General features: G+C 44.4%; 20 protein-coding genes. 14 read left to right on the top strand and 6 right to left on the bottom strand.

The window, feature by feature from the left end; translation table 11 throughout:
- The first annotated feature begins 99 nt into the window (after positions 1-99).
- The 9 genes from choW (at position 100) to OC193_RS22470 (ending at position 10,384) form a co-directional block, all read left to right on the top strand.
- Positions 100-942: a choline ABC transporter permease subunit gene (gene choW, locus OC193_RS22510; RefSeq protein WP_048610272.1), complete on the top strand. Its 843-nt coding sequence runs from the start codon at positions 100-102 to the stop codon at positions 940-942.
- A 2-nt stretch (positions 943-944) separates the two neighbouring features.
- Complete coding sequence (gene choV, locus OC193_RS22505) at positions 945-2,156, top strand: choline ABC transporter ATP-binding protein (RefSeq protein WP_048664471.1); 1,212 nt, start codon at positions 945-947, stop codon at positions 2,154-2,156.
- Between the two features lie 361 nt (positions 2,157-2,517).
- Positions 2,518-3,000, top strand: coding sequence for a MarR family winged helix-turn-helix transcriptional regulator (locus OC193_RS22500; RefSeq protein ID WP_017632044.1), 483 nt, complete (start codon positions 2,518-2,520; stop codon positions 2,998-3,000).
- Between the two features lie 292 nt (positions 3,001-3,292).
- Positions 3,293-4,708, top strand: a complete 1,416-nt coding sequence (locus OC193_RS22495; protein WP_048664472.1) for a coniferyl aldehyde dehydrogenase — start codon at positions 3,293-3,295, stop codon at positions 4,706-4,708.
- A 52-nt stretch (positions 4,709-4,760) separates the two neighbouring features.
- Positions 4,761-5,204, top strand: coding sequence for a hypothetical protein (locus OC193_RS22490; protein ID WP_048664473.1), 444 nt, complete (start codon positions 4,761-4,763; stop codon positions 5,202-5,204).
- A gap of 178 nt (positions 5,205-5,382) precedes the next feature.
- Entirely contained in the window at positions 5,383-6,588 is a 1,206-nt protein-coding gene (locus OC193_RS22485) for an iron-containing alcohol dehydrogenase (protein WP_048664474.1), read from the top strand.
- A gap of 160 nt (positions 6,589-6,748) precedes the next feature.
- Positions 6,749-7,165: a tetratricopeptide repeat protein gene (locus OC193_RS22480; protein WP_048664475.1), complete on the top strand. Its 417-nt coding sequence runs from the start codon at positions 6,749-6,751 to the stop codon at positions 7,163-7,165.
- 106 nt (positions 7,166-7,271) lie between these two features.
- Positions 7,272-9,017 carry an arylsulfatase gene (locus OC193_RS22475; protein ID WP_048664476.1) on the top strand — a complete coding sequence of 582 codons (1,746 nt, stop codon included), beginning with the start codon at positions 7,272-7,274 and terminating at the stop codon, positions 9,015-9,017.
- Positions 9,018-9,136: 119 nt separating this feature from the next.
- Positions 9,137-10,384 carry an anaerobic sulfatase maturase gene (locus OC193_RS22470; RefSeq protein ID WP_048664477.1) on the top strand — a complete coding sequence of 416 codons (1,248 nt, stop codon included), beginning with the start codon at positions 9,137-9,139 and terminating at the stop codon, positions 10,382-10,384.
- Between the two features lie 110 nt (positions 10,385-10,494).
- Here OC193_RS22470 and OC193_RS22465 read toward each other — a convergent pair whose 3' ends face one another.
- Positions 10,495-11,073 (bottom strand): TetR/AcrR family transcriptional regulator, encoded by a 579-nt coding sequence (locus tag OC193_RS22465; protein WP_048664478.1) that lies wholly within the window; start codon positions 11,071-11,073, stop codon positions 10,495-10,497.
- A gap of 321 nt (positions 11,074-11,394) precedes the next feature.
- On the opposite strand from OC193_RS22465, the gene OC193_RS22460 reads away from it, so the two are divergent.
- Positions 11,395-12,051, top strand: coding sequence for a Qnr family pentapeptide repeat protein (locus tag OC193_RS22460; RefSeq protein ID WP_048664479.1), 657 nt, complete (start codon positions 11,395-11,397; stop codon positions 12,049-12,051).
- 139 nt (positions 12,052-12,190) lie between these two features.
- Here the strand turns inward: OC193_RS22460 and OC193_RS22455 are convergent, their stop codons facing one another.
- Positions 12,191-12,406: a hypothetical protein gene (locus tag OC193_RS22455; protein ID WP_048660456.1), complete on the bottom strand. Its 216-nt coding sequence runs from the start codon at positions 12,404-12,406 to the stop codon at positions 12,191-12,193.
- 447 nt (positions 12,407-12,853) lie between these two features.
- Between OC193_RS22455 and OC193_RS22450 the strand changes: the two genes are divergently transcribed.
- From OC193_RS22450 to OC193_RS22440, 3 genes are all read left to right on the top strand, one after another.
- On the top strand, positions 12,854-13,114 hold the full coding sequence (locus tag OC193_RS22450; RefSeq protein WP_048660454.1) for a DUF5062 family protein: 261 nt from the start codon (positions 12,854-12,856) through the stop codon (positions 13,112-13,114).
- A 141-nt stretch (positions 13,115-13,255) separates the two neighbouring features.
- The gene (locus OC193_RS22445; protein ID WP_048661653.1) at positions 13,256-13,765 is read left to right on the top strand and encodes a helix-turn-helix domain-containing protein; all 510 of its coding nucleotides are present in this window, start codon (positions 13,256-13,258) and stop codon (positions 13,763-13,765) included.
- Entirely contained in the window at positions 13,762-14,604 is an 843-nt protein-coding gene (locus tag OC193_RS22440; protein ID WP_123961588.1) for an IS3 family transposase, read from the top strand. Before OC193_RS22445 ends, OC193_RS22440 begins: the two co-directional genes overlap by 4 nt.
- Positions 14,605-14,689: 85 nt before the next feature.
- Here the strand turns inward: OC193_RS22440 and melB are convergent, their stop codons facing one another.
- Both melB and melA read right to left on the bottom strand, forming a co-directional pair.
- Positions 14,690-16,117, bottom strand: coding sequence for a melibiose:sodium transporter MelB (melB, locus tag OC193_RS22435; RefSeq protein WP_048662526.1), 1,428 nt, complete (start codon positions 16,115-16,117; stop codon positions 14,690-14,692).
- Positions 16,118-16,188: 71 nt separating this feature from the next.
- Entirely contained in the window at positions 16,189-17,541 is a 1,353-nt protein-coding gene (gene melA / locus OC193_RS22430) for an alpha-glucosidase/alpha-galactosidase (RefSeq protein WP_048662524.1), read from the bottom strand.
- Positions 17,542-17,868: 327 nt separating this feature from the next.
- Between melA and melR the strand changes: the two genes are divergently transcribed.
- Positions 17,869-18,873, top strand: a complete 1,005-nt coding sequence (gene melR, locus OC193_RS22425; RefSeq protein WP_048662523.1) for a transcriptional regulator MelR — start codon at positions 17,869-17,871, stop codon at positions 18,871-18,873.
- Positions 18,874-18,952: 79 nt separating this feature from the next.
- Here melR and dpaL read toward each other — a convergent pair whose 3' ends face one another.
- Together dpaL and OC193_RS22415 are read right to left on the bottom strand one after the other, a co-directional pair.
- The gene (gene dpaL, locus OC193_RS22420; protein WP_048662521.1) at positions 18,953-20,131 is read right to left on the bottom strand and encodes a diaminopropionate ammonia-lyase; all 1,179 of its coding nucleotides are present in this window, start codon (positions 20,129-20,131) and stop codon (positions 18,953-18,955) included.
- 124 nt (positions 20,132-20,255) lie between these two features.
- Positions 20,256-20,639 carry a RidA family protein gene (locus OC193_RS22415; RefSeq protein WP_048662520.1) on the bottom strand — a complete coding sequence of 128 codons (384 nt, stop codon included), beginning with the start codon at positions 20,637-20,639 and terminating at the stop codon, positions 20,256-20,258.
- Positions 20,640-20,642: the final 3 nt, after the last annotated feature.

Raw genomic sequence — 20,642 nt, 5'->3', positions numbered from 1 at the left:
ACCTATCGATCTATTTATCAAAGCTCTATAAATAAAAAAGGTGGGCTTGCCAATTGTCTATTGGTTTGAAGTAGCCCACCCATAATAAAAGGCAATATTGTGAATTTTATTACGGAAAACAAAATCCCTGTTGGTCAATGGATGGAAGCGGGTGTTGATTGGCTAACAATCAATGCAGCAGGATTCTTTGACGCTATTTCGATTTTTCTAGAAACCGTCATTATGTTTTTAGTCGATGTATTTAAGTGGATGCCACCGGCTTTACCAATCGTGATGACTGCGGCGATTGCATGGTATTTACACCGTAAACCCTCGCTTGTGATTTTCGTGGTCGCGGCACTGCTGACTATTCTTAACCTCGGCTACTGGCAAGAAATGCTGGAAACCTTTGTTCTCGTCTTTGCGGCGACAACGATTTCCGTATTAATTGGCGTACCGGTTGGCATCATGGCTGCTCACCGTCCTTGGCTCTATACAGTTTTGCGCCCAATCCTTGATTTGATGCAGACAGTCCCAACTTTCGTTTATCTGATTCCAACTCTGGTTCTATTTGGCTTGGGCATCGTTCCTGGCTTAATCTCGACCATTATTTTCGCGATAGCTGCTCCGATTCGTTTGACCTACTTAGGGGTAACGAAAGTCCCTGAAGAGTTGATTGAAGCAGGTAAAGCCTTTGGTGCAAGTCGCATGAAGTTACTGCTTAAAGTTGAATTACCTGCCGCTCTGCCAAGCATCATGGCGGGTGTAACCCAATGTATTATGTTGTCGCTTTCGATGGTGGTTATCGCCGCTCTTGTCGGTGCTGACGGACTTGGTAAACCTGTTGTTCGTGCATTGAACACAGTGAATATCTCACAAGGTTTTGAAGCCGGATTAGCGATTGTTTTAGTCGCAATCATCCTTGACCGCTTGTGCAAAACACCAAACCAGAAGGAAGCTTAATCATGTCTATCTCTCAAGAACAAAAGCCAATGGACGCGATTACCATTAAAAACCTTGATGTTGTGTTCGGTAACAAAGCCAATCAAGCGCTTGATCTACTCGACCAAGGTAAAACTCGCCAAGAGATCATCGATGAAACTGGGCAAGTTGTTGGTGTGGATAATGTGTCGCTGACGGTGGAAGAAGGCGAGATCTGTGTATTGATGGGTTTGTCTGGTTCTGGTAAATCATCTTTGCTTCGCGCAGTTAACGGTTTGAATGAGACCAGCCGTGGTTCACTAACAATCAAAGACGGTGACCAGCAAGTCGATTTAGCGCAATGTGATGAAGCGACTCTGCGTCACCTTCGTACTCACCGCGTATCTATGGTGTTCCAAAAGTTTGCTTTGATGCCATGGCTTAACGTATTAGACAACGTGGCATTTGGTCTTGAAATGCAGGGTGTCGCCAAAGATGTTCGTCGTGCTAAGGCGCGTGAACAATTAGAAATGGTCGGCCTAGCCGAATGGGAAACGAAATTCCCGCATGAGCTTTCTGGCGGCATGCAGCAACGTGTTGGTTTGGCACGTGCGTTTGCAATGGATACTGACATTCTATTGATGGATGAACCGTTCTCGGCGCTTGACCCATTGATTCGTGCTCAACTGCAGGATGAACTGATCACGTTGCAAAACAAACTAAACAAAACGATTCTGTTCGTGAGTCACGACCTAGATGAAGCACTGAAGATTGGTAACAACATTGCGATCATGGAGTCTGGCAAACTGATCCAACACGGTAAGCCGGAAGAGATCGTACTGACGCCGAAAACGGAATATGTGAAGGACTTTGTTGCTCACACCAACCCATTGAATGTGCTTAAAGGTCGTTCTTTAATGCAGCCTCTTGATTCACTGACACAAGAGAATGAAAGCTGGAAGATCTGCGATTCTAAAGACCTCTGGATTGAACAGAGTGAAGGTGCTTTATCGGTCAAAGGTGAACCGACGTTAGCGCTTGTTGAGTGGAATGAGTCTGACGACTTAACGGCTATCAACGCATCGAGTGTCGTAGTGGCAAGCCCTGAAATTGGTATGCGTGATGCGATTAAGCTCAAGCAGCTCAGTAACCATCCGATTTTGCTGGTTGAAGATAATCAATTGGTTGGGATCTTGGATAACAGCGAGTTCTACAACGCGCTGACAGGTAATTTTCAACTAAACAGTGCTGCTTAATCTTTAGAACTAAAATAGTCAGAGATCGAAATATTTAATAGGTAGTGAGGCCATCACAATCTCTCTACCTATTTGACTGCTCTGCTATTTTATTTGTTAACGACTTCTGGCTTTTTGTTATCTTGTTAGCCGATATAAGAGCGAAAATCGTGACTCATTGAGCAAAAGTGTTGCCCTGCGCAAATTCAGAGGCATAGAAAAGATTGAGAATAGTATGAACATCAGTACAATGCGGAAAAATTAATGACGTAATTTATCAATTTACAGTGTAATTCGAGCGGTCCTGACTCCGATTTCATGAGAGCTCTTCGCTTCGACGCTGTAAAATCACTCACAGTATATTAGTACAAAGGTCTGCATCTTGGACAAACATGACGAAATCCTGGTCGCTATTCGACAAATTATTCGCGCTATCGATTTACACTCGAAGAAGCTGAGTAAAGAGTATGGTTTGACTGGCCCTCAATTAATTCTAATGAGAGCAATCCAAGAAATGGGTAATGTGACGATCAAAGAATTGTCGAATCATACCAATGTAAGCCAAGCCACAACCACGACGATCATCGATCGCCTAGAGTTGAATGGTTACGTACAACGTATCCGTAGTGTTGCTGACCGCCGTAAAGTGCATGCGAACTTGACGGAAAAAGGCCAAGAGCTGCTAAATAATGCGCCACCACCGCTGCAAGATAACTTCGTTAAAAAATTCCAAAACCTAGAACCGTGGGAGCAAAGCCTACTGCTTTCTTCGATGCAACGCGTGTCGTCGATGATGAATGCAGAAGACATCGACGCAGCCCCAGTTCTACAGCTTGAAGGCATTGCCAACGTTGCTAAGAGCTAATTAGTCAGCTGGGCTTATTGTTTAAAAAAAACAGTATGTTAATAAAGTTTTTAGTGGTCGCTTTAAGCGGCCATTTTTGATCCTGCTACTCCCCATTTCTCTGGTTATATCAGCCTGATTTGTCTTTTCTTTATCCTTTTCTTCTTCCCACTTTTTCAAATTTACTACCTGTTATTTATTCAATATCTAGCCACTTCTTTCAGACAGCATTGACGATTCTCTGACAAAATAAAACTAGACCGACCGGTTTGTTGTGTATTATTGTGTGCATCTCTTAACCACGAGGTGATGTATGAAACATGAATTGACGGCTACACAAATGACAGCGACGTTGAAGAGTATGCAGGAAGCTTTTGCAGATGATCCGATGCCCACTGTGCCGGTGAGAATAGAACAGTTGCTTGCGCTGAAATCTGCTCTTATCGATTACACAGACCGTTTGTGTGTCGCGGTAAGTGAGGACTATGGTCACCGTAGCCGACAAGATACTTTGATGGCCGACATACTTCCTTGTTTAGGCAATATCGATCACACCATAGAGTGTTTGCCGCATTGGTCGACATCTTCCATTCGCCACTCAGGACCTTTGCTTTCAACTTCGCGTGTTGAAGTGGTTTATCAGCCTAAAGGCGTAGTGGGGATCATTGCCCCGTGGAACTTTCCTATCATGTTGTCGGTTGGCCCGCTCATTTCAGCTTTGGCCGCAGGTAATCGCGCAATGATCAAGATGAGTGAATTTACGCCAGCAACCAATGACGTTTTAAGACAGTTATTGGATGAAGTTTTCAATGCCGATGAAGTGAGCTTGGTTGAAGGTGAGGTTGAAATTGCCGCGGCGTTTTCCGCGTTGCCGTTTGATCATCTTCTGTTTACGGGTTCAACCCAAGTGGGTCGTCAAGTGATGAAATCAGCGGCTGACACGTTAACTCCCGTCACTCTTGAACTTGGTGGCAAGTCGCCAATTATCGTGGCAGAAGACATACCGATCGATATTGCGGTCGAGCGAATCATTTACGGCAAGAGCCTCAATAACGGCCAAGTGTGTGTTGCTCCAGACTACGTGTTACTTCCTGAAGACAAACTCGAGGCTTTCATTTTTGAGTACAAAAAACAGTACCAACTGTTGTTTGATGAAGGGGTTTATTCCGAGAATTTGACGTCCCTGATTAACCCTCGCCAATGCGACCGCATCGTGGGTTTGTTGAATGAAGAACAACAAACGGGAACTCGAACTGTGGCCTGCCATGACGACGCAATGGACTTAGATTGCCAACGACTGGTGACGCATCTGATTGTAGAACCAAGCCTGTCATCCAAGGTGATGAACGAAGAGATTTTCGGCCCGCTATTACCATTGATTACGTATCGCAATATCGAAGACGCATTCCAAATCATCAATAGCAAACCAAGGCCGTTGGCGCTGTATTTGATGAGTTTTGATTTGAGTCTACAGTCTCAGGTTAAGCACCAAGTTCACTCCGGTGGAATGTGTATCAATGACTGTGTTTTCCATTTAGCCGTTGACGACGCGCCATTTGGTGGCATTGGTGAATCAGGGCAGGGCAGCTATCACGGAAAAGAAGGATTTATCACCTTCTCTCATGCCAAAACCGTATTGGAAACGGGCTTAGATCATCGAGTTAAGCATCTGTTTGCAAAAGAGGACAACGAATTAAAGACAGCTGTGATGAGCATGCTAGGCAAGTAAATCACACCTGACATTCAGCTATTTATTTTAGAAACTATTCAAGAGGTTATTTATGTTGGAACGTTTTTTTGAAAGAACCATGAAGTCGTATTTGATGATCACCGGATTCTTAACCGCCACTGCTTTTTCCACCTTTTTGGCACCGGATTGGAGTATGCAGACCCTGTTCTCTTACAACGATACGATGATGGAAAATAAAGAGTATCTGTTGGGTACTTACCAGCACTGGGGTGTGATGGTTGGCTGTATTGGTGTGTTGCTGATGTTCTCGGCCAAGTACAAATCGCTGCGTACTTCGACCATGATTTACAGCGCATTTGAGAAGTCGATGTTTGTTGGCATCTTCTTATACAACGTCTGCATTAATGACTATGAGTGGTTTTATGGTTGGAGTGGTGTGTTTGCGCTTGATGCGTTTGTGACCGTCTACTCTTTGGTTTATCTCTACTACTATCTCAATCGAGACAAAACAAAGGTACCCGCTCACTTGCGTTAACCTCTGTCGTTCAACTCGTTGAATCTAATATTCCTAAGCCCGCATTTGCGGGCTTTTTTTCGTTTTCGGCAAATGATCCTCAATGATCTTAATTGACATATCTTTGACATTAACACTCTAGACCGACCGGTTTGTATTGGTTATTGTTTAGTCATCAAACATAAACGAGGTAAACACCATGACTACCAATAACTTTAACTTTCAACTGAAAACCATTGTTCATGCTCAAGAGAACGGCATCGAAAATATCCCTTCTTTCTTTGCTCGCTTAGGTGCAAAAAGAGTCGTGCTTTTTTCTGACAAAGGTTTGGAGTCTTTGGGCTTTGTTGAGCAGTTCTCTGCGTTGTTTGCAAACCAGACGATGAATCAAGAAGCAGATCAACCAACGACTCAGCTCGTTGGTGTGTACACCGATATTGCGCCAGACGCGACTTGCGACAACATCAACGCTGCGATTGAGTTTGCTAATAACTTGGATGCAGACGCTATTTTGTCTGTCGGTGGAGGCAGCGTGATTGATGCTTCTAAGGGCGTGAAATACGCACTCCATAAGCAGATTGATGATATCCGTACCGTGATTGCTGGCGGTGGCTTTATGGAAGTTTGGCCAAACAATGAAGACATTCGAGTGCCTCATATTGCCGTACCAACAACGGCGGGTACTGGCGCTGAAGCTTCTCCGATTGCGGTTTTTTACAACGAGCATGAAAACATCAAGGCAAGTTTAGTGGCGTCTGGTTTAGAGGCTGACATTGCGATTCTTGATCCGACTGTCACCACCAAACTTCCTGCTCACCTGACTCGCTCAACCGCGATGGATGCATTAACGCACGCCGTTGAGGCCATTGTTTCTCCAATGAGCAATGCCTTTACCGACGCTTACGGCATTCAAGCTGCAAAACTGATTGTTGAAAACTTACCCGTGGCACTTGAGGAGCCTGAAAACCTAACCGCACGTGGCAATCTACTTCAGGCAAGCACCATGGCGATTTCTGCATTTTATTCATCGTTAGGTGGCATCCCTATCCATAACTGTGCTCATGCCTTTGGTGCGATTAGCCATATCCCGCACGGCGATGCCAACACGGTACTGATGCCTGTTGTGATTGAGGCGCTGCCCGAGTTCTATATGCCGAACGCAATTAAATTGGCTCAAGCATTCTCGCTAGAGAGCACTGGAACGGACGAGATGATTTACCAACGAGTGTTGGATTTCTTACACAACTTCCAAACCCAAGTTGGTGCGATGAAGCGTTTCAGTAGCTGGGAATTTGATGACCAAGAGAAGCGCAATATTGCTCAAGCGATTGAAAAAGATATCTGCTTCCAGTTCTACCCAATCTCAAAACAAACGATTGAACAGATTATTGAAAAATCAATTTAGTCGTCTGATTAAGCATCCAAAAACTCACTGTAAATCGAGGACTAATTATGAAGATTGAAAACGTATTGCTATCGAGCTTGTGCATCATCGCGCCATTCCTATTTTTCACCTAATTGAAGCGACAGGGACGTTGTGACCTTTATTCCTGAGGAGGAAATAAATGTTCAATAAGCGTTTAACTAACGTGATTCTGACTGGTGTTGTGGCGGTTCTGCTTTTTGCCAAGGCAAGCGTTGGCAGCGAAAGCTCTGTGGCCTTATCTGAACAGCACCGAGATGTCGTTCAGGTGTTGGATGAAGCCTATGAAGGACAGTCTGAAGCACAACTTGCTCTCGCTTATCGGTATTTGAGCGGTGACGGTGTTGAGCAGAATGACGAGAAAGCGGCGGAGTGGTTTGAAACTGCAGCCAGTGCCGGTAGCCCTGAAGCTCAAACACAGCTTGGCCTAATGTACTTCTCCGGAAGTGGCGTTCAGGTTAGCCAAGCGGAAGCTGTCACCTGGATCGGTTTGGCAGCCGCTCAAGAGTATGACCCTGCGCTCGACTTATTACATTGGATGTCCCAAGCCGCGCACTAATTCAGATTCTAATCCAAGTTAGTCACAGAAAAGGTTAATCACAGAAAGGTTAGTCACAGAAAAAGCTAATCACAGAAAAATTATTCACAGCTATTGGAGACATCTTATGCAGACATTCAAGAAATCCTTATTATTCACCGCGATGGCCGCCGCAAGTAGCGCCGCCTTTGCCGCCGAATCAGATAAGCCGAACATCGTTGTTATTGTCGGTGATGATGTTGGCTTTGCTGATACCCAGCCTTATGGTTCAGAAGTCGAAACACCGAACTTGATGGCGTTGGCTGAAGAGGGGGTGAAATTCACCAACTTTCATGCATCACCGACCTCATCAGTGACTCGTTCAATGATGTTAACTGGAGCGAACAGCCACGAGGTTGGGCTAGGTACCTTTGATTATGCTGTCTATCCGGGCGCGATTGGTAAGCCGGGCTATGAAGGTTACCTGACCAAGAAGGGCGTAACCGTGGCTACGTTGCTCAAGGAAAATGGCTACAACACGTATTTATCGGGCAAATGGCATTTAGGTCATGATGATGGGTTCCTGCCCGATGACCGCGGCTTTTCGGAAAGTTACGGTATTTTAGCGGGTGGTTCGAATCACTTTAACCGCGACATGATGTTCCCTGCCAAAAACGCGGCGACAGCAGATGCGCTGCAAAAAGGCGACATTCCCGGCGTTGAAGTTGAGCCTACCTACAGAAACGGTGAAGTGGTTGAGGACAAATACAAAGGCGAGTACTCAGACCAAGTCTACACTAACGAACTCATCAAGATGATCGATGGCAAGAAAGACGACGGTAAGCCTTTCTTCGCTTATCTTCCTTTCACTGCGATACACCTTCCGCTGCAAGCGCCAGAATCAGCGTATCAAGACAAGGTTGATTACTACGTCGAGCATGGTTGGGATTCGATTCGTGAAGACCGCTTTGAACGCATGAAGGAGATGGGCGTTATTCCTAAAGATGCCGATATCTCAAGTCGTAATGCACTAAGTCGCCCTTGGGACTCTTTGTCTGATAAAGAACAAGAGTGGTATGGCAAGAAGATGGCAGTCGCGATGGGCATGATGGAGATGCAAGACCAACAAGTCGGTCAGGTTGTCGATTACCTAAAAGAGATTGGGGAATACGACAATACCTACATTATGTATCTGGCAGACAATGGCCCTGAAGCCGCGGACATTACCGGTGAAAACATCAGTGATTTGATTCGCACATGGACGGCGCATCACTTTGACAACTCGACGGAAAACCTAGGTAAAGCCAACTCCAGCGTGTCATTAGGCCCTGAGTGGGCAAGTGCATCAACCGGTGGATTGTCTTGGTATAAAGCTTACACAGCTGAGGGTGGTATTCGTGTGCCGTTTATCGTTAAGCCTGCGAAAGCCCTCTTAGAAGGTGATCAAGCGCTGCAACCTGGTACTCAAACTGATGACTTATCACAAGTAAAAGACATCGCAGCCACCATTCTTGAAATTGCCGATGTAGAACATCCAGGAACGGAATACCAAGGCCGAGAAGTAGCACCGATGAGTGGTGTGAGCTTGCTTCCTTACTTTAAGGGCGAAACTACAGAGGTGCACAATGCTGATAATGCGATTCCATTTGAGCTGTTTGGTAGCGGCATTTTGCTCAAAGGGGATTACAAGATCATCCGAATCTCTACAGGCATGGGCGGTGACAGTGAATGGCACCTGTACAACACCAAACAGGATCCGGCTGAGCAGCATGACTTAAGAAATCAAATGCCAGACTTGTTCCTAGAGATGGTTGCTGAGTATCAAGAGTACGAAAAATCGCAAAATATTGTGCCAGTTGATGAAGCGTGGAACCCGTTTGAGAACGTGAAATAGAGGAAACAAACCACTCGGCCAACCTAATGCCAGCAAGCTTGGTTGGCCGATGAGCACCGTGTAAAGGAATTACGAATTGTTTCGGCTAATACAATAACTTTTACATCGAGGAATTCTTCATGACGACCTTATCACTATCAAACCTGAGTTCGGTTCCGCAGTTTAATGGCAAGGCGCACAGCAAGCTCCAAGCGTTGGCAAAACCCATTGGTGCGGTCTGTAATATCAGTTGTACTTACTGTTATTACTTAGATAAACGGCAGTTGCTTGAATACCCCAAAGGATCTCAATATGTGATGGATGAAGCGCGGCTAGAGCTCTATATCAAGCAGTATATAGAGGGGCAGAATACGCCGGAAATCATCTTTTCTTGGCATGGTGGTGAGCCAACTCTGCTCGGCATTGAGTACTTTGAAAGGGTCGTGGCGTTACAGAAAAAATATTGCCCAAGCCACAGCACTATTAGTAATGATCTACAAACCAATGGCACCTTGTTGAATGATGATTGGTGTGAGTTCTTCAAGAACAATGATTTTATCATCGGTGTGAGCATTGATGGCCCAGAACACTTACACAATCACTACCGCACCAACCGCGCAGGCAAAGGCACTTTTTCCCAAACCATGCGCGGAATCGGCTATCTAAAAAAACATAACGTTGAGTTTGCGACCTTAACTTGTGTGAATGATGTGACGGGCAAATACCCATTAGAGGTTTATCGTTTTCTGCGTGACGAAGTCGGTTCAAAGCAGTTGCAGTTCATCCCTGTGGTGGATAAGCACGAGGCTCATACCAACAATAAATGGTTGAGAAACCAACAAGCGATCATTCCTGTTTTTGGTGAAGTTGAGCCTTGGAGTGTCGGTTCAACGCAATGGGGTGAGTTTCTTTCGACGGCTTTTGACGAGTGGTTCGAACGCGATTTTGGTCGAGTACTTGTGCCTTACTTTGAGAACTTCGTCGGTGTGTGGATGGGAAGAGACAGCACCATGTGCACGCTGAGTGAGATCTGCGGAAAGGGGTTAGCGGTTGAACCTAATGGCGATGTGTACTCATGCGACCATTACGTATTTCCTGAGTTTCAGTTGGGCAATATTCATGATAAGCCACTATCGACGCTGGCGTTTTCAAACGCTCAGCAAACTTTTGGATTCGCGAAGCAAAAGTCACTACCTAAACAGTGCCAAACCTGTGAGTTTAAATTTGCTTGTCATGGCGAGTGCCCCAAGAACCGAATTATCAACAGTCGTGATGGCGAAGCCGGACTAAATTACTTGTGTGAAGGATGGCTCAAGTTCTTTCATCATATCGATCCGGTGCTTAATGCTTTGCTAAAAGCCAACAACATCGCGCCACGGATGGGGTAAGTGAACCAATGACGTGATAAGCAAAAGCCTAGGTAGAAAACGAACAAGCCTGAAAAACAAAAAGGCTCGCTATATAAAATAAAGCGAGCCTCTTAGCGTGTAGGAACGGGTTAATCTTTTGAACTCATCGCTAGCAATGTCTCTTCCATGGCATTGTTCAGAATCGAACGGTTGCGCTGCATCGCTGCCATTAGCGTTGAGCCTAGCCATAAGCCATAAAGCGTGCGAGATAGTGATTCAGGATCTGCGATATTGAAATCACCCGCTTCATTGCCTTCTTCGAATAGCTTAGCCATACGTAGGATGATCTTTTCTGCACCTTCTGCCATGGTTGATTGCAACGGATTGGCAGACCCCGACACTTCACCTGCTAGCTTGACCACAAGGCATTGAATATTGAAATCTTCAGTCAATTTCGATGCACACCAAAACTCGAAATAGGTTTTAACGCGGTCACGACGAGACAGAGTTTCATCACTCAGAAAGTCATCAAGCTTAACTAGGTGCTCATCAAAGTAGTCGGCTAGAAGGATCTCACCAAAGTGCTCTTTGGATTTGAAGTAGTGGTAAAAAGAACCTTTAGTCCCTTCGGCTTGGTTGATGATTTTCATCAGGCCAACGCCAGCAAATCCGTGTTCATTAATAAGGCTAAACCCTGCATCGAGCATAGCTTGTCGCATGTCTTTCATTGGTCTTACTCTTTATGCCGAGAATGATGATTAGTGTAGCGATATGCATACCAACCGTCCAGTCTAGAGCGTTAGGGTTACAGTCTATAATTGCCTCGTTTCTTCAAAATAGCTTTATCTTCTATTTAGCCTTCTAAGCAACAAAACTTTTTTCAAAATAAGCGCGTTCTAATAACAGAAAATAGCCTGTTTAAATCGCCCGTTAGGGGGCTTAAAATGGCTAATCCGGGGTACTTTAAGTTGCTGTTTTTGTTGAATTTTAATTTAGTGTTTTCTTAAGATCGCAATGATAGTCTTAGCTTAATTTCTTTAGGGGGCTAAATGGACACCAATAACAGCACTTATCATCACCACAGTTTTGCTCAGCAAGATTTATCAGAGCTTACATTTACAGCCTGCACGTTTATCCGTTGTGATTTCAGACGTTCGAACTTACGTGATGCAACGTTCATTAACTGTAAGTTTATTGAGCAAGGCGATCTTGAGGGATGCCACTTTGATATTGCCGACTTACGAGATGCAAGCTTCCAGAATTGCCAGTTGGCGATGGCGAATTTTAGCAACGCGAATTGTTACGGTATTGAGTTACGTGATTGCGACTTAAAAGGGGCGAACTTCACTCGTGCTAACTTTGCCAATCAGGTAAGCAATAGAATGTATTTTTGCTCTGCGTATATCACGGGCTGCAACCTGTCATACGCCAATTTTGAACAAGCTTGTTTAGAGAAGTGCGAGCTGTTTGAGAACCGTTGGATAGGGACTTACCTTGGCGGCGCGTCACTGAAAGAGTCTGATCTCAGCCGAGGCGTGTTCTCGGAAGATGTATGGGGGCAATTCAGTATGCAAGGTGCTAATTTATGCCATGCTGAATTAGAAGGGTTAGATCCTCGCAAGGTAGATACATCGGGGATTAAAATCGTCGCGTGGCAGCAAGAGCAACTGCTTGAAAGTATGGGTATTGTTGTAATGCCTGATTGATTCTTATCATTCGGTTGTAATCAAACACAGTCGCTAGAAGAAAAGCCCAAAGCTAATAACTTTGGGCTTTTCCGTACTTGGTCGCATGCATTTTATAATGAAGTTTAGAAAAGAGAATGCTTGGCGAATATTGAGCTTATTAGTGCATACCTGAGCGCATTTTGTCGGCAAGAGCAAAGAAGACAAATAGTACAAAACATACCAGAGCGACGCACAGTGAAACTAAGATGGTTGTTGCGTCTTTTGATATCAATGGAACAACGATAGAAGCTAACGCTACCAACATAACAAAGATATGAACGATTCGTCCGATGACCGGATTTTTATGACAGAATGAAGCCCATAGGTAACGCATTTTTAACACCAGTATAATATTAGTGGTTTTATTCTATTTTCTTAGTGAGTGTTTTGTAAATAATATTCTGTTACAGGTTTCTGTAAATATGATCCAAGTCGTTTTAGTATAAAACTGGTTAAATAACAGTGGTTTATTTATATTTTATAGAATGTGCACCATTGTAATGAGAATCATAGTATTCCGTATTCTTTGGAATAGTAAGTTAAATATGGTTTGATTTTCAGTTATTGACTGAGGATCTCATTTATTGAGTGTTCTGTTAAGAGATCGTTTGCGTATAGGTATTGATGGCGTAAATATCAATCGAATTAGAATCAGTTTAGAGCCTGTTATTCGTTTTATGTTATTTATCAAAGCGACTCCTCAAATTGAGAACGAAGTAATCTTGTGAAGTTTTTGGTTTGATATACTTAGTGTTCATTCGATGAAGGTGATGGAGATGATATGTCGAAAACCGCGAAGATCATTAATGAAGATAAACTGGTAAAAAAAGCAGTTGAAGTCGGTTTTAAGATGGCAAAACTACAAGGTTTTGATTTGCCAAATTCATCCCAACCGATAAAGGTTAAAGCGGTGTATTTGTTCCTTGTTGAAGTGAATCAGATCACACCGCTACCTGACGATAAGCTTGATGGTGCAAATATTAAAAAACGTTTGGCGTTATGGATTCACAAAGCACTGCCGGACAATGACCCACTAAAATAAAGATGTTGTGAATACTGGTGCAGTCCACCTGATGATTGGCAATCTTTTCCCTAATCTCACTTATTGTTTTTATGTATAAAAGCCTAGCAATGACTTGAACTGACCCCCAATAGTTGGACACCAATTATTGGGGGTCTTTTTATGTCCAAATATAGCCGAGAGCTAAAATGTATCATTGCTAAGCAATATTTAGATGGCACGTCATCTCTCTACTTAGCAAAACAATATTCAATCTCTTCAAGACAGATACGGTATTGGGCTCAAGTCTTTGCCATCCATGGTACTGATTCATTTTTACCAACTAAGCATGCTGCTTCTGCTCAGACAAAGCGAAAAGCATTGAATTTAATGTGGACGAATGAATGGTCTCTCACGCACACTAGCGCTGTATTAAACCTCTCATCCCCTGGGATACTCTCTGTCTGGCTCAAACGATTTAATGAGCTGGGTATCAAAGGGCTCAAAATGCGCCAGAAAGGAAGACCCTCAATGAAACAGCAACCTCAACGTACCACTAAGCCTGATAATGAAATGACGCTTGAGGAGCTAAAAGAGGAGTTGGTCTACTTACGAACCGAGAATGCCGTTCTAAAAAAGTTGGAAGAGTTGGAGCAGGAAAAAAACCGTCGAACAAAGAAAAAGCGGTCATAGCTCTAACTCTTAAAGGCAAGTACCCACTAAAGCACTTACTGCACACTCTACAGCTGGCAAAAAGTGTCTTTTATTATCAGGCTCAAACGAGCAAGCGCCCAAATAGCTACGAACGTGAGCTGCGGTTGATAAAGTCAATTTATCATGAACATAAGGGTCGATACGGCTACCGCCGTATTCACTTGGAACTAAAAAATCAGGGGGTCGTGCTTAATCACAAAACGGTTCAAAGACTTATGGCTCAGCTGAACCTTAAATCGACAGTCAGGATTAAAAAGTATCGTTCATACCGAGGAGAGTCTGGAACAGCAGCTCCCAACGTGCTTGAAAGAGATTTTAGTGCGACTCAACCCGACGAAAAGTGGGTAACTGATGTCACGGAGTTCAAAGTCAAAGAGCAGAAAGTATACTTGTCTCCCATTGTCGACTTGTTTACTCAGGAAGTGGTTGCTTATAGAGTGGCCCAAAATGCCTGCTTGCCGCTTGTCACGGATATGCTGACGGAGGCTATATCAAAGCTGAAACCCAACTCAAAGCCAATTATACACAGCGATCAAGGTTGGCAATATCGCCATCGACAGTATCAGAAAAAGGTAGCGGAGAGTGGGTTAACGCAAAGCATGTCGAGAAAAGGTAACTGCTTGGATAATGCGGTTGCTGAAAACTTTTTTGCTTTACTCAAAACAGAGATGTATCACAACCAAAGCTTTGAAGATGCAGATGCTCTGATAGAGCAAATTAAAGAATACATCGAGTACTACAATACCAAACGTATAAAAGTGAAACTAAAAGGCCTGACTCCGATAGAATATCGAACTCAGGCCTTGAAAGCCGCTTAACAGAAATGTCCAACTTTACGGGGTCACTTCAACTCGCTAGGCTTTTAGTTTTCTGTTCCCTTTTTCTTTGACTTATTGCTTAGGTCTAAATTGCTTGTACTGGTTTGGTTGGCTTTGAAGCTTCTCCTGTGCTTGAGCCTTCGTTTGTAATGTGGTCGTATTTCTCTGTTAAGTGATCTTGAATCTTTTGGTGATAGGCACCGTTCAGCTTGTAAAAGCGGAAGTAGATGATTAACGCAATGGCAAAGAAGAAAGCAGGTAGGCCGACCATGATGCATTGCATGCCGAATACGGTTTCAGGGCTTTGCGTTACGTTAGGTACATAATCAACAGCGGTGAGTGCGATACCGATAAAGAAAGCGGCAAATGCTGAGCCTGCTTTTACAACCAGAGTTTGCACCGAGTAAGCGATACTTTCGCAACGAGACCCCAGTTTAAACTCACCGTAATCGACCGTGTCTGCCACCATGATGACGTTAAGTACCCAGAATAGCGCTGTACCAATTTGTAGAAAAACGCCGGCTGTTGATATCAGTAGAATGCTCTGTTTGTCGTACATGCCAACGTAGATGAGTACTGCACTGCCTAAAATAGGGAAAGAGGACGCACATGCCCACAGAACTCGGCGTGAAAACATCTGGGCAAGTTTAGGGAACAGCACCAGTGTGATGAGGTTAGCAATACCTGCATAAGCCATGTAGTAAGGGAAAAGTTCTTCATTACCCACCACATAAGTGAAGTAGTAAACCGCGAACGCTGTAATGATGTTGGTCGCGAGGTTATAAGACAGCGCCATACACAGAACACTGGTCAGTTGGTCGTTTTTGTAGATAAGCGCTAGAAGCTTTTTCAGTGAAACCTTTTCTTCGGGTTGTGTTGTGTCTAGGTTAGCCGTTGAATAGCGTTCTTTCACATTACGTAAAGTAATGAAAGTTGATACCAAGAAACAAGCGATCAACAAGAGAGTAAAAATCTGGAAGCCGAACCCTTTATCGTCCCCACCTACGTAGTTCACGAAAGGCATTGCGATAGCCGCAGTTACAATCCAAGCTAGGCTCGCAAAGAAGCGAGGGTATGGGACGAGCTCTTCACGTTCACGCTTATCTAAGGTGAGTGTTGGGACCAGTGACCAAAAAGGGATATCCATTAGTGTGTAAGTCATTCCCCACAAGATATAGGTGACAGCGGCGTATGCGATTAACCAAGGACCTTCGATGTAATGCGCACTAAACACCATCAGAAGAACCACGGAGTTAGCTAGTGTGCCAATTAAAATCCAAGGTTTGAACTTGCCCCATCGAGTGCGGGTATTGTTGACTAACCACCCCATAATAGGGTCATTGACGGCATCCCAGATGCGTGCGACGAGGAAAATGGTGCCGACTGTAGCGGCAGAAATACCGACCACATCCGTGTAGTAAAACATTAGGTACATGTAGACGATGGTGATTGCGAAGTCTTTACCAAATGCGCCAAAGCCATAACTGAGCTTGGTATTCATTGAGATACTCATTGCCACTCCTTACGCCTCCTTAGTAAGAAGGCGTTAATATTCACGTTATTGTATTTGTTATTAGTATGAAGTTACTTGTTAACCCACTCTGGTAACCAACCCTGATGGGCTTCAATCAAGTCATCAACCAGCGCGTATATCTCTTCTATTCCAAGTACAGCGGCTGTATGAGGATCAAGCATCGCAGCATGATAAATACGGTCGCGGTTTTCAGTGAGAATGGCTTCGGTTAATAGAGTTTGGACGTTGATGTTGGTTTGCATCAATGCGGCCAAGTGATTTGGTAGGCGGCCAGCTTTGATCGGTTGCACACCATTGGCATCCACTAAACAGGCGACCTCAACACAGCAACCTTGCGGTAAGTTATCGATTAAGGCTTCGTTTTTAACGTTGCCATAGATGACGCTAGGTGTACCCGTCCAGATGGAGTTCATGATGGTGCTAGCGTATTCGTGAGATTCCTCAACGGTGATCTTGTCGGCCGTTTTGAACTCTTGAAGGTCTTTTTTCCAATCGGCAATTTGTTCGACACAACGTTTAGGGTATTCATCAAGTGGCACTTTATAACGTTCGATTAAATCTGGACGATTTGGCTTGATAAAGTAGGGGGTGTATTCAGAAAAATGTTCAGAAGACTCTGTCACGAAGTAGCCAAGCTTCTTAAACATCTCATAGCGGACTAAGTTGGTGCAGCGACCATTGTGATAAATACCCGGCTTAGGCGCTTTGCCACTCTCAAAGGCTTCAAGTAGGTCTGGATAAATGTCGACGTACTCTCCACTTGCTGTCTTCTTCTCGAGGGTCAGGTAGTAAGCCATGTGGTTAATGCCTGCGCAGGTATAGCGAAGATCTGCGTAATCTAAGTCTAGGTCGCGTGCTAGTTCTTCAGCTGTCCCTTGTACTGAGTGACACAAACCGACTTGTTTAATGTGTGGATACTTCTCGTACATTGCCCATGTGTTCATTGCCATTGGGTTGACGTAGTTAAGCATGGTCGCGTTCGGGCAAACCTCAGTCATATCTTCACAGACACTCCAAAGATGCGGGACTGTGCGTAGCGAACGCATAATACCGCCTGGGCCTAGTGTGTCTGCGATGGTTTGTTCCAGACCATGGCGCTTACACACTTCGAAATCTGTGACGGTACATGGCTCGTAGCCACCGATTTGAAAGGCTATGACAACAAAATCTGCACCTTGTAGTGCCTCTTTTTGATCTAAATGGCATGAGATAGAGCCAGTCGCACCGGATGATTCCATCAACTTACTGACGACAAGGTGAGACTCTTCTAATCGATTCTCATCAATATCCATCAATGCGACATGAGCATTTTGTAGTGCTGAACGGTGGAAAACGTCGCCAAGAATGTTCTTAACAAAAATGGTTGAGCCTGCACCGATGAATGTGATTTTAGGGCTTTGCATAGTGGGATCCTTTATTTCTCTGAGTTCTTTGTTGATGCAGATAAATTACACCTAGAACCCATGTCGATTCGTCTCAGATAATCGAATAGCTCTCCTGTTTTCTAATATTTTTAAATCACTAAATAGAAATCTTAGGAAATGGGATAACTTGTTGGCTTTTAAGGAGAGAAGATATGCAATGAGGCTAGTTTTGCACTTAAGATACTGACTCTAATCACATCGTGATGATCTTATGAATTGGGGTACTGCGTCTCTATGATCGCCTTCAGAGTTTTATTATCGAGGAACTGTTAAAACTCAGCTATACGATTTCCTAAGGAGCGAGATATGCCGCAATCAGCCCCAGATACGGTGAGAATTATCACTTTAGATAAGTATTCATCCGAGACCGTGTCGGTAAGCCCACTGTCTCTCTATTCTTCCTATGAGAAAATCGATATTGAACTCAGAGCCCCTCATTCCATGCCTGGTTATCATTGGCATGGTCAAATTGAGGTGAATATACCCTTTGGCGATGATGTGGAGTACATCATTAACGGTAGCCCGGTTGTGGTCAAAAGTGGGTCGATTGGCTTGTTTTGGGCATCGGTACCGCATCGACTGACGAATCCAGGCCAATGCCATAATATGGGAATCATCAACATACCGATTCACCATTTTATGTCGTGGGCTCTCAGTCGGGATTTAGTCAACCAGATCACTCACGGCAGTGTGTTGCAATCGAATTCTTGTTCGCTGATCAGTGAGTTTGAAATCTCACGTTGGGCAGAGGAGATAAAGCATTCGTCCGAAAGTCGTCAACAGTTGGCTATGGATGAAATTGGCCTAATGCTTAAACGAATCTGCCTTGATGGCTGGCAACAACTGTTGGTAAATCGACAGGATAAGTCGACTAAGAAAGGGGTATCGAAACACTCGCAATTCTATGTCAGCCAGATGTTGGAATATATTGCGACTCACCATAATCAGCCATTGACCGTTAAAGATATCGCTGAACATATCGGGTTACACAGCAACTATGCGATGAACGTATTTCAGCGAACGATGCAGATGACTATTAAGCAGTACATTACTGCGATGCGCATCAATCATGCTCGTGCTTTACTGAGTGATACGGACAGAACTATTCTCGATATCTCACTCACGGTGGGCTTTAATTCGAGTAGTCGATTCTATGAAACCTTCCAAACGTACATAGGTGTCACGCCGACTCAATATAGAAAATTAGCTAGAGAAGATCACCGATGGAGCAGTCATGGAGCTAGCCCTCTATACGACCTTGAGAAAGGGGCATGTGATGGGAAGCGGCCGTTAACAACGACAGACAGTTAGCTATATTGATACAACCCGATAAAAGCAAAGCCACAGCATGTGCTGTGGCTTTGTGATTAGAGTTGTGGAGTCTTTTTCGTTAGCTAGAGTGGTGTAAGCCGTTCCAAACAATGTCGCGGTATCGCGGTTGGTTGGTATCACCTTCAGTGCTAAATAGCATGATGGTTGCGTCTTGGTTTAAACCTAGCTCATCACGTACAGCTTGGTCTGCACCTTCACGACATAACGTGAAAAGTAAACCAAGTGTGATAGCACCAGATTCGCCACTGATCACTTGATCATCACCACTAAGTGGGTTGCCAAGGATACGCATACCCGTTGCTGAAACATTGTCGTCAACCGAAACAAAGTGATTGCTGCAATCGCGCAGTACAGGCCACGTTACTGGGTTTGGTTCACCGCAAGCAAGGCCTGCCATGATGGAGTTCATCTCGCCCGTTACATTAACCATTTCACCTTTCTCGCCAGAGCGGAAAATACAATCTGCCGCTGCTGGTTCAGCAATGATGGTTTCAAAGGTGTCAGCTCCCAGCTTATCTGCAAGGTAACCCAACACACCACCTGCCATTGCGCCTACACCGGCTTGCAGAAGAACGTGAGTTGGAGCGCCGAACTCCAATGCTTGAGCTTGCTCAATCACTTCATCTGCCATTGTCATGTAGCCTTGAGAAATCCACGTTGGGATCTCTTCATAACCATCCCATGCCGTGTCTTGAACTAGCATCCAACCGTTGTCTTGAGCGGTTTGGTTCGCCATGCGTACCGTGTCGTCGTAGTTTACTTCTGTCACGATACATTCAGCGCCTAGGCCTTGAATACGGTTAACGCTTGCTTGAGATGAACCTTTTGGCATATAAACCACGGCTTTTTGGCCCATTTCACGAGCAGCCCAAGCGACACCTGTACCATGGTTGCCTGCGGTTGCTGTAGTAAAAACAAGTGGTTTTTCTAGTTTTGAAGCGACCGTTTTAAGGTTGATCTCAGAGATATCAATGCCAAGGTGCTTTGCCAATTGGCGACCCAGAGCGTAAGAACCGCCGAGTACCTTGAATGCATTCAAACCGAAGCGTTTTGATTCGTCTTTAACGAGGATCGCCTTAACACCAAGCTGTTTAGCAAGATGTGGAAGAGACACGAGTGGAGTGGGTTGGTAGCCTTCGATCTGGCGGTGAAACTCACGCGCTTGTTGCGCTTGAGAAGCGGTAAACAGTTCGCAGACTTGACCAGTGTAGAATGAATTTTTTGATAGTTTTAACATAGGGCACACTTAGATACAGGCAGAGGAATTAAAGGCCATCAACGATGCTTAATGACCTTGTTTTTTCGTTATAGCTTCACGTTATTGGATTAAGCTATACGTCTTCAATTAAAGCGGTTCGTGATTACTTGATGTAAGCGATCGCTTCTACTTCAACTAATGCGTCTTTTGGTAGACGAGCCGCTTCAACACAAGAGCGTGCAGGTGCGTTCTCTGTACCAAATACTTCCGTGTACACCTCGTTAAATGCAACGAAGTTTTCCATATCAGATAAGAAACATGTGGTTTTAATAACGGTATCTAGTGAACCACCACTTTGTTCCAAAACTGCTTTTAGATTTTCTAGTGACATACGAGCTTGCTCTTTGATGCCACCTTCAACAAACGCCATTGTTTTTGCATCAAGCGGTAATTGACCTGAAGTGTAGATTAGGTCTTTGAATGCCATACCTTGAGAGTAAGGGCCGATTGCTGCTGGTGCTAGATCTGTATGGATTTTTGTTTTCATTTT

It is taken from the genome of Vibrio crassostreae (assembly GCF_024347415.1).
GTDB lineage: Bacteria > Pseudomonadota > Gammaproteobacteria > Enterobacterales > Vibrionaceae > Vibrio > Vibrio crassostreae.
The sequence above is the reverse complement of the archived record's forward strand: the minus strand, read 5'-3'. Positions and strand labels throughout refer to the sequence as shown.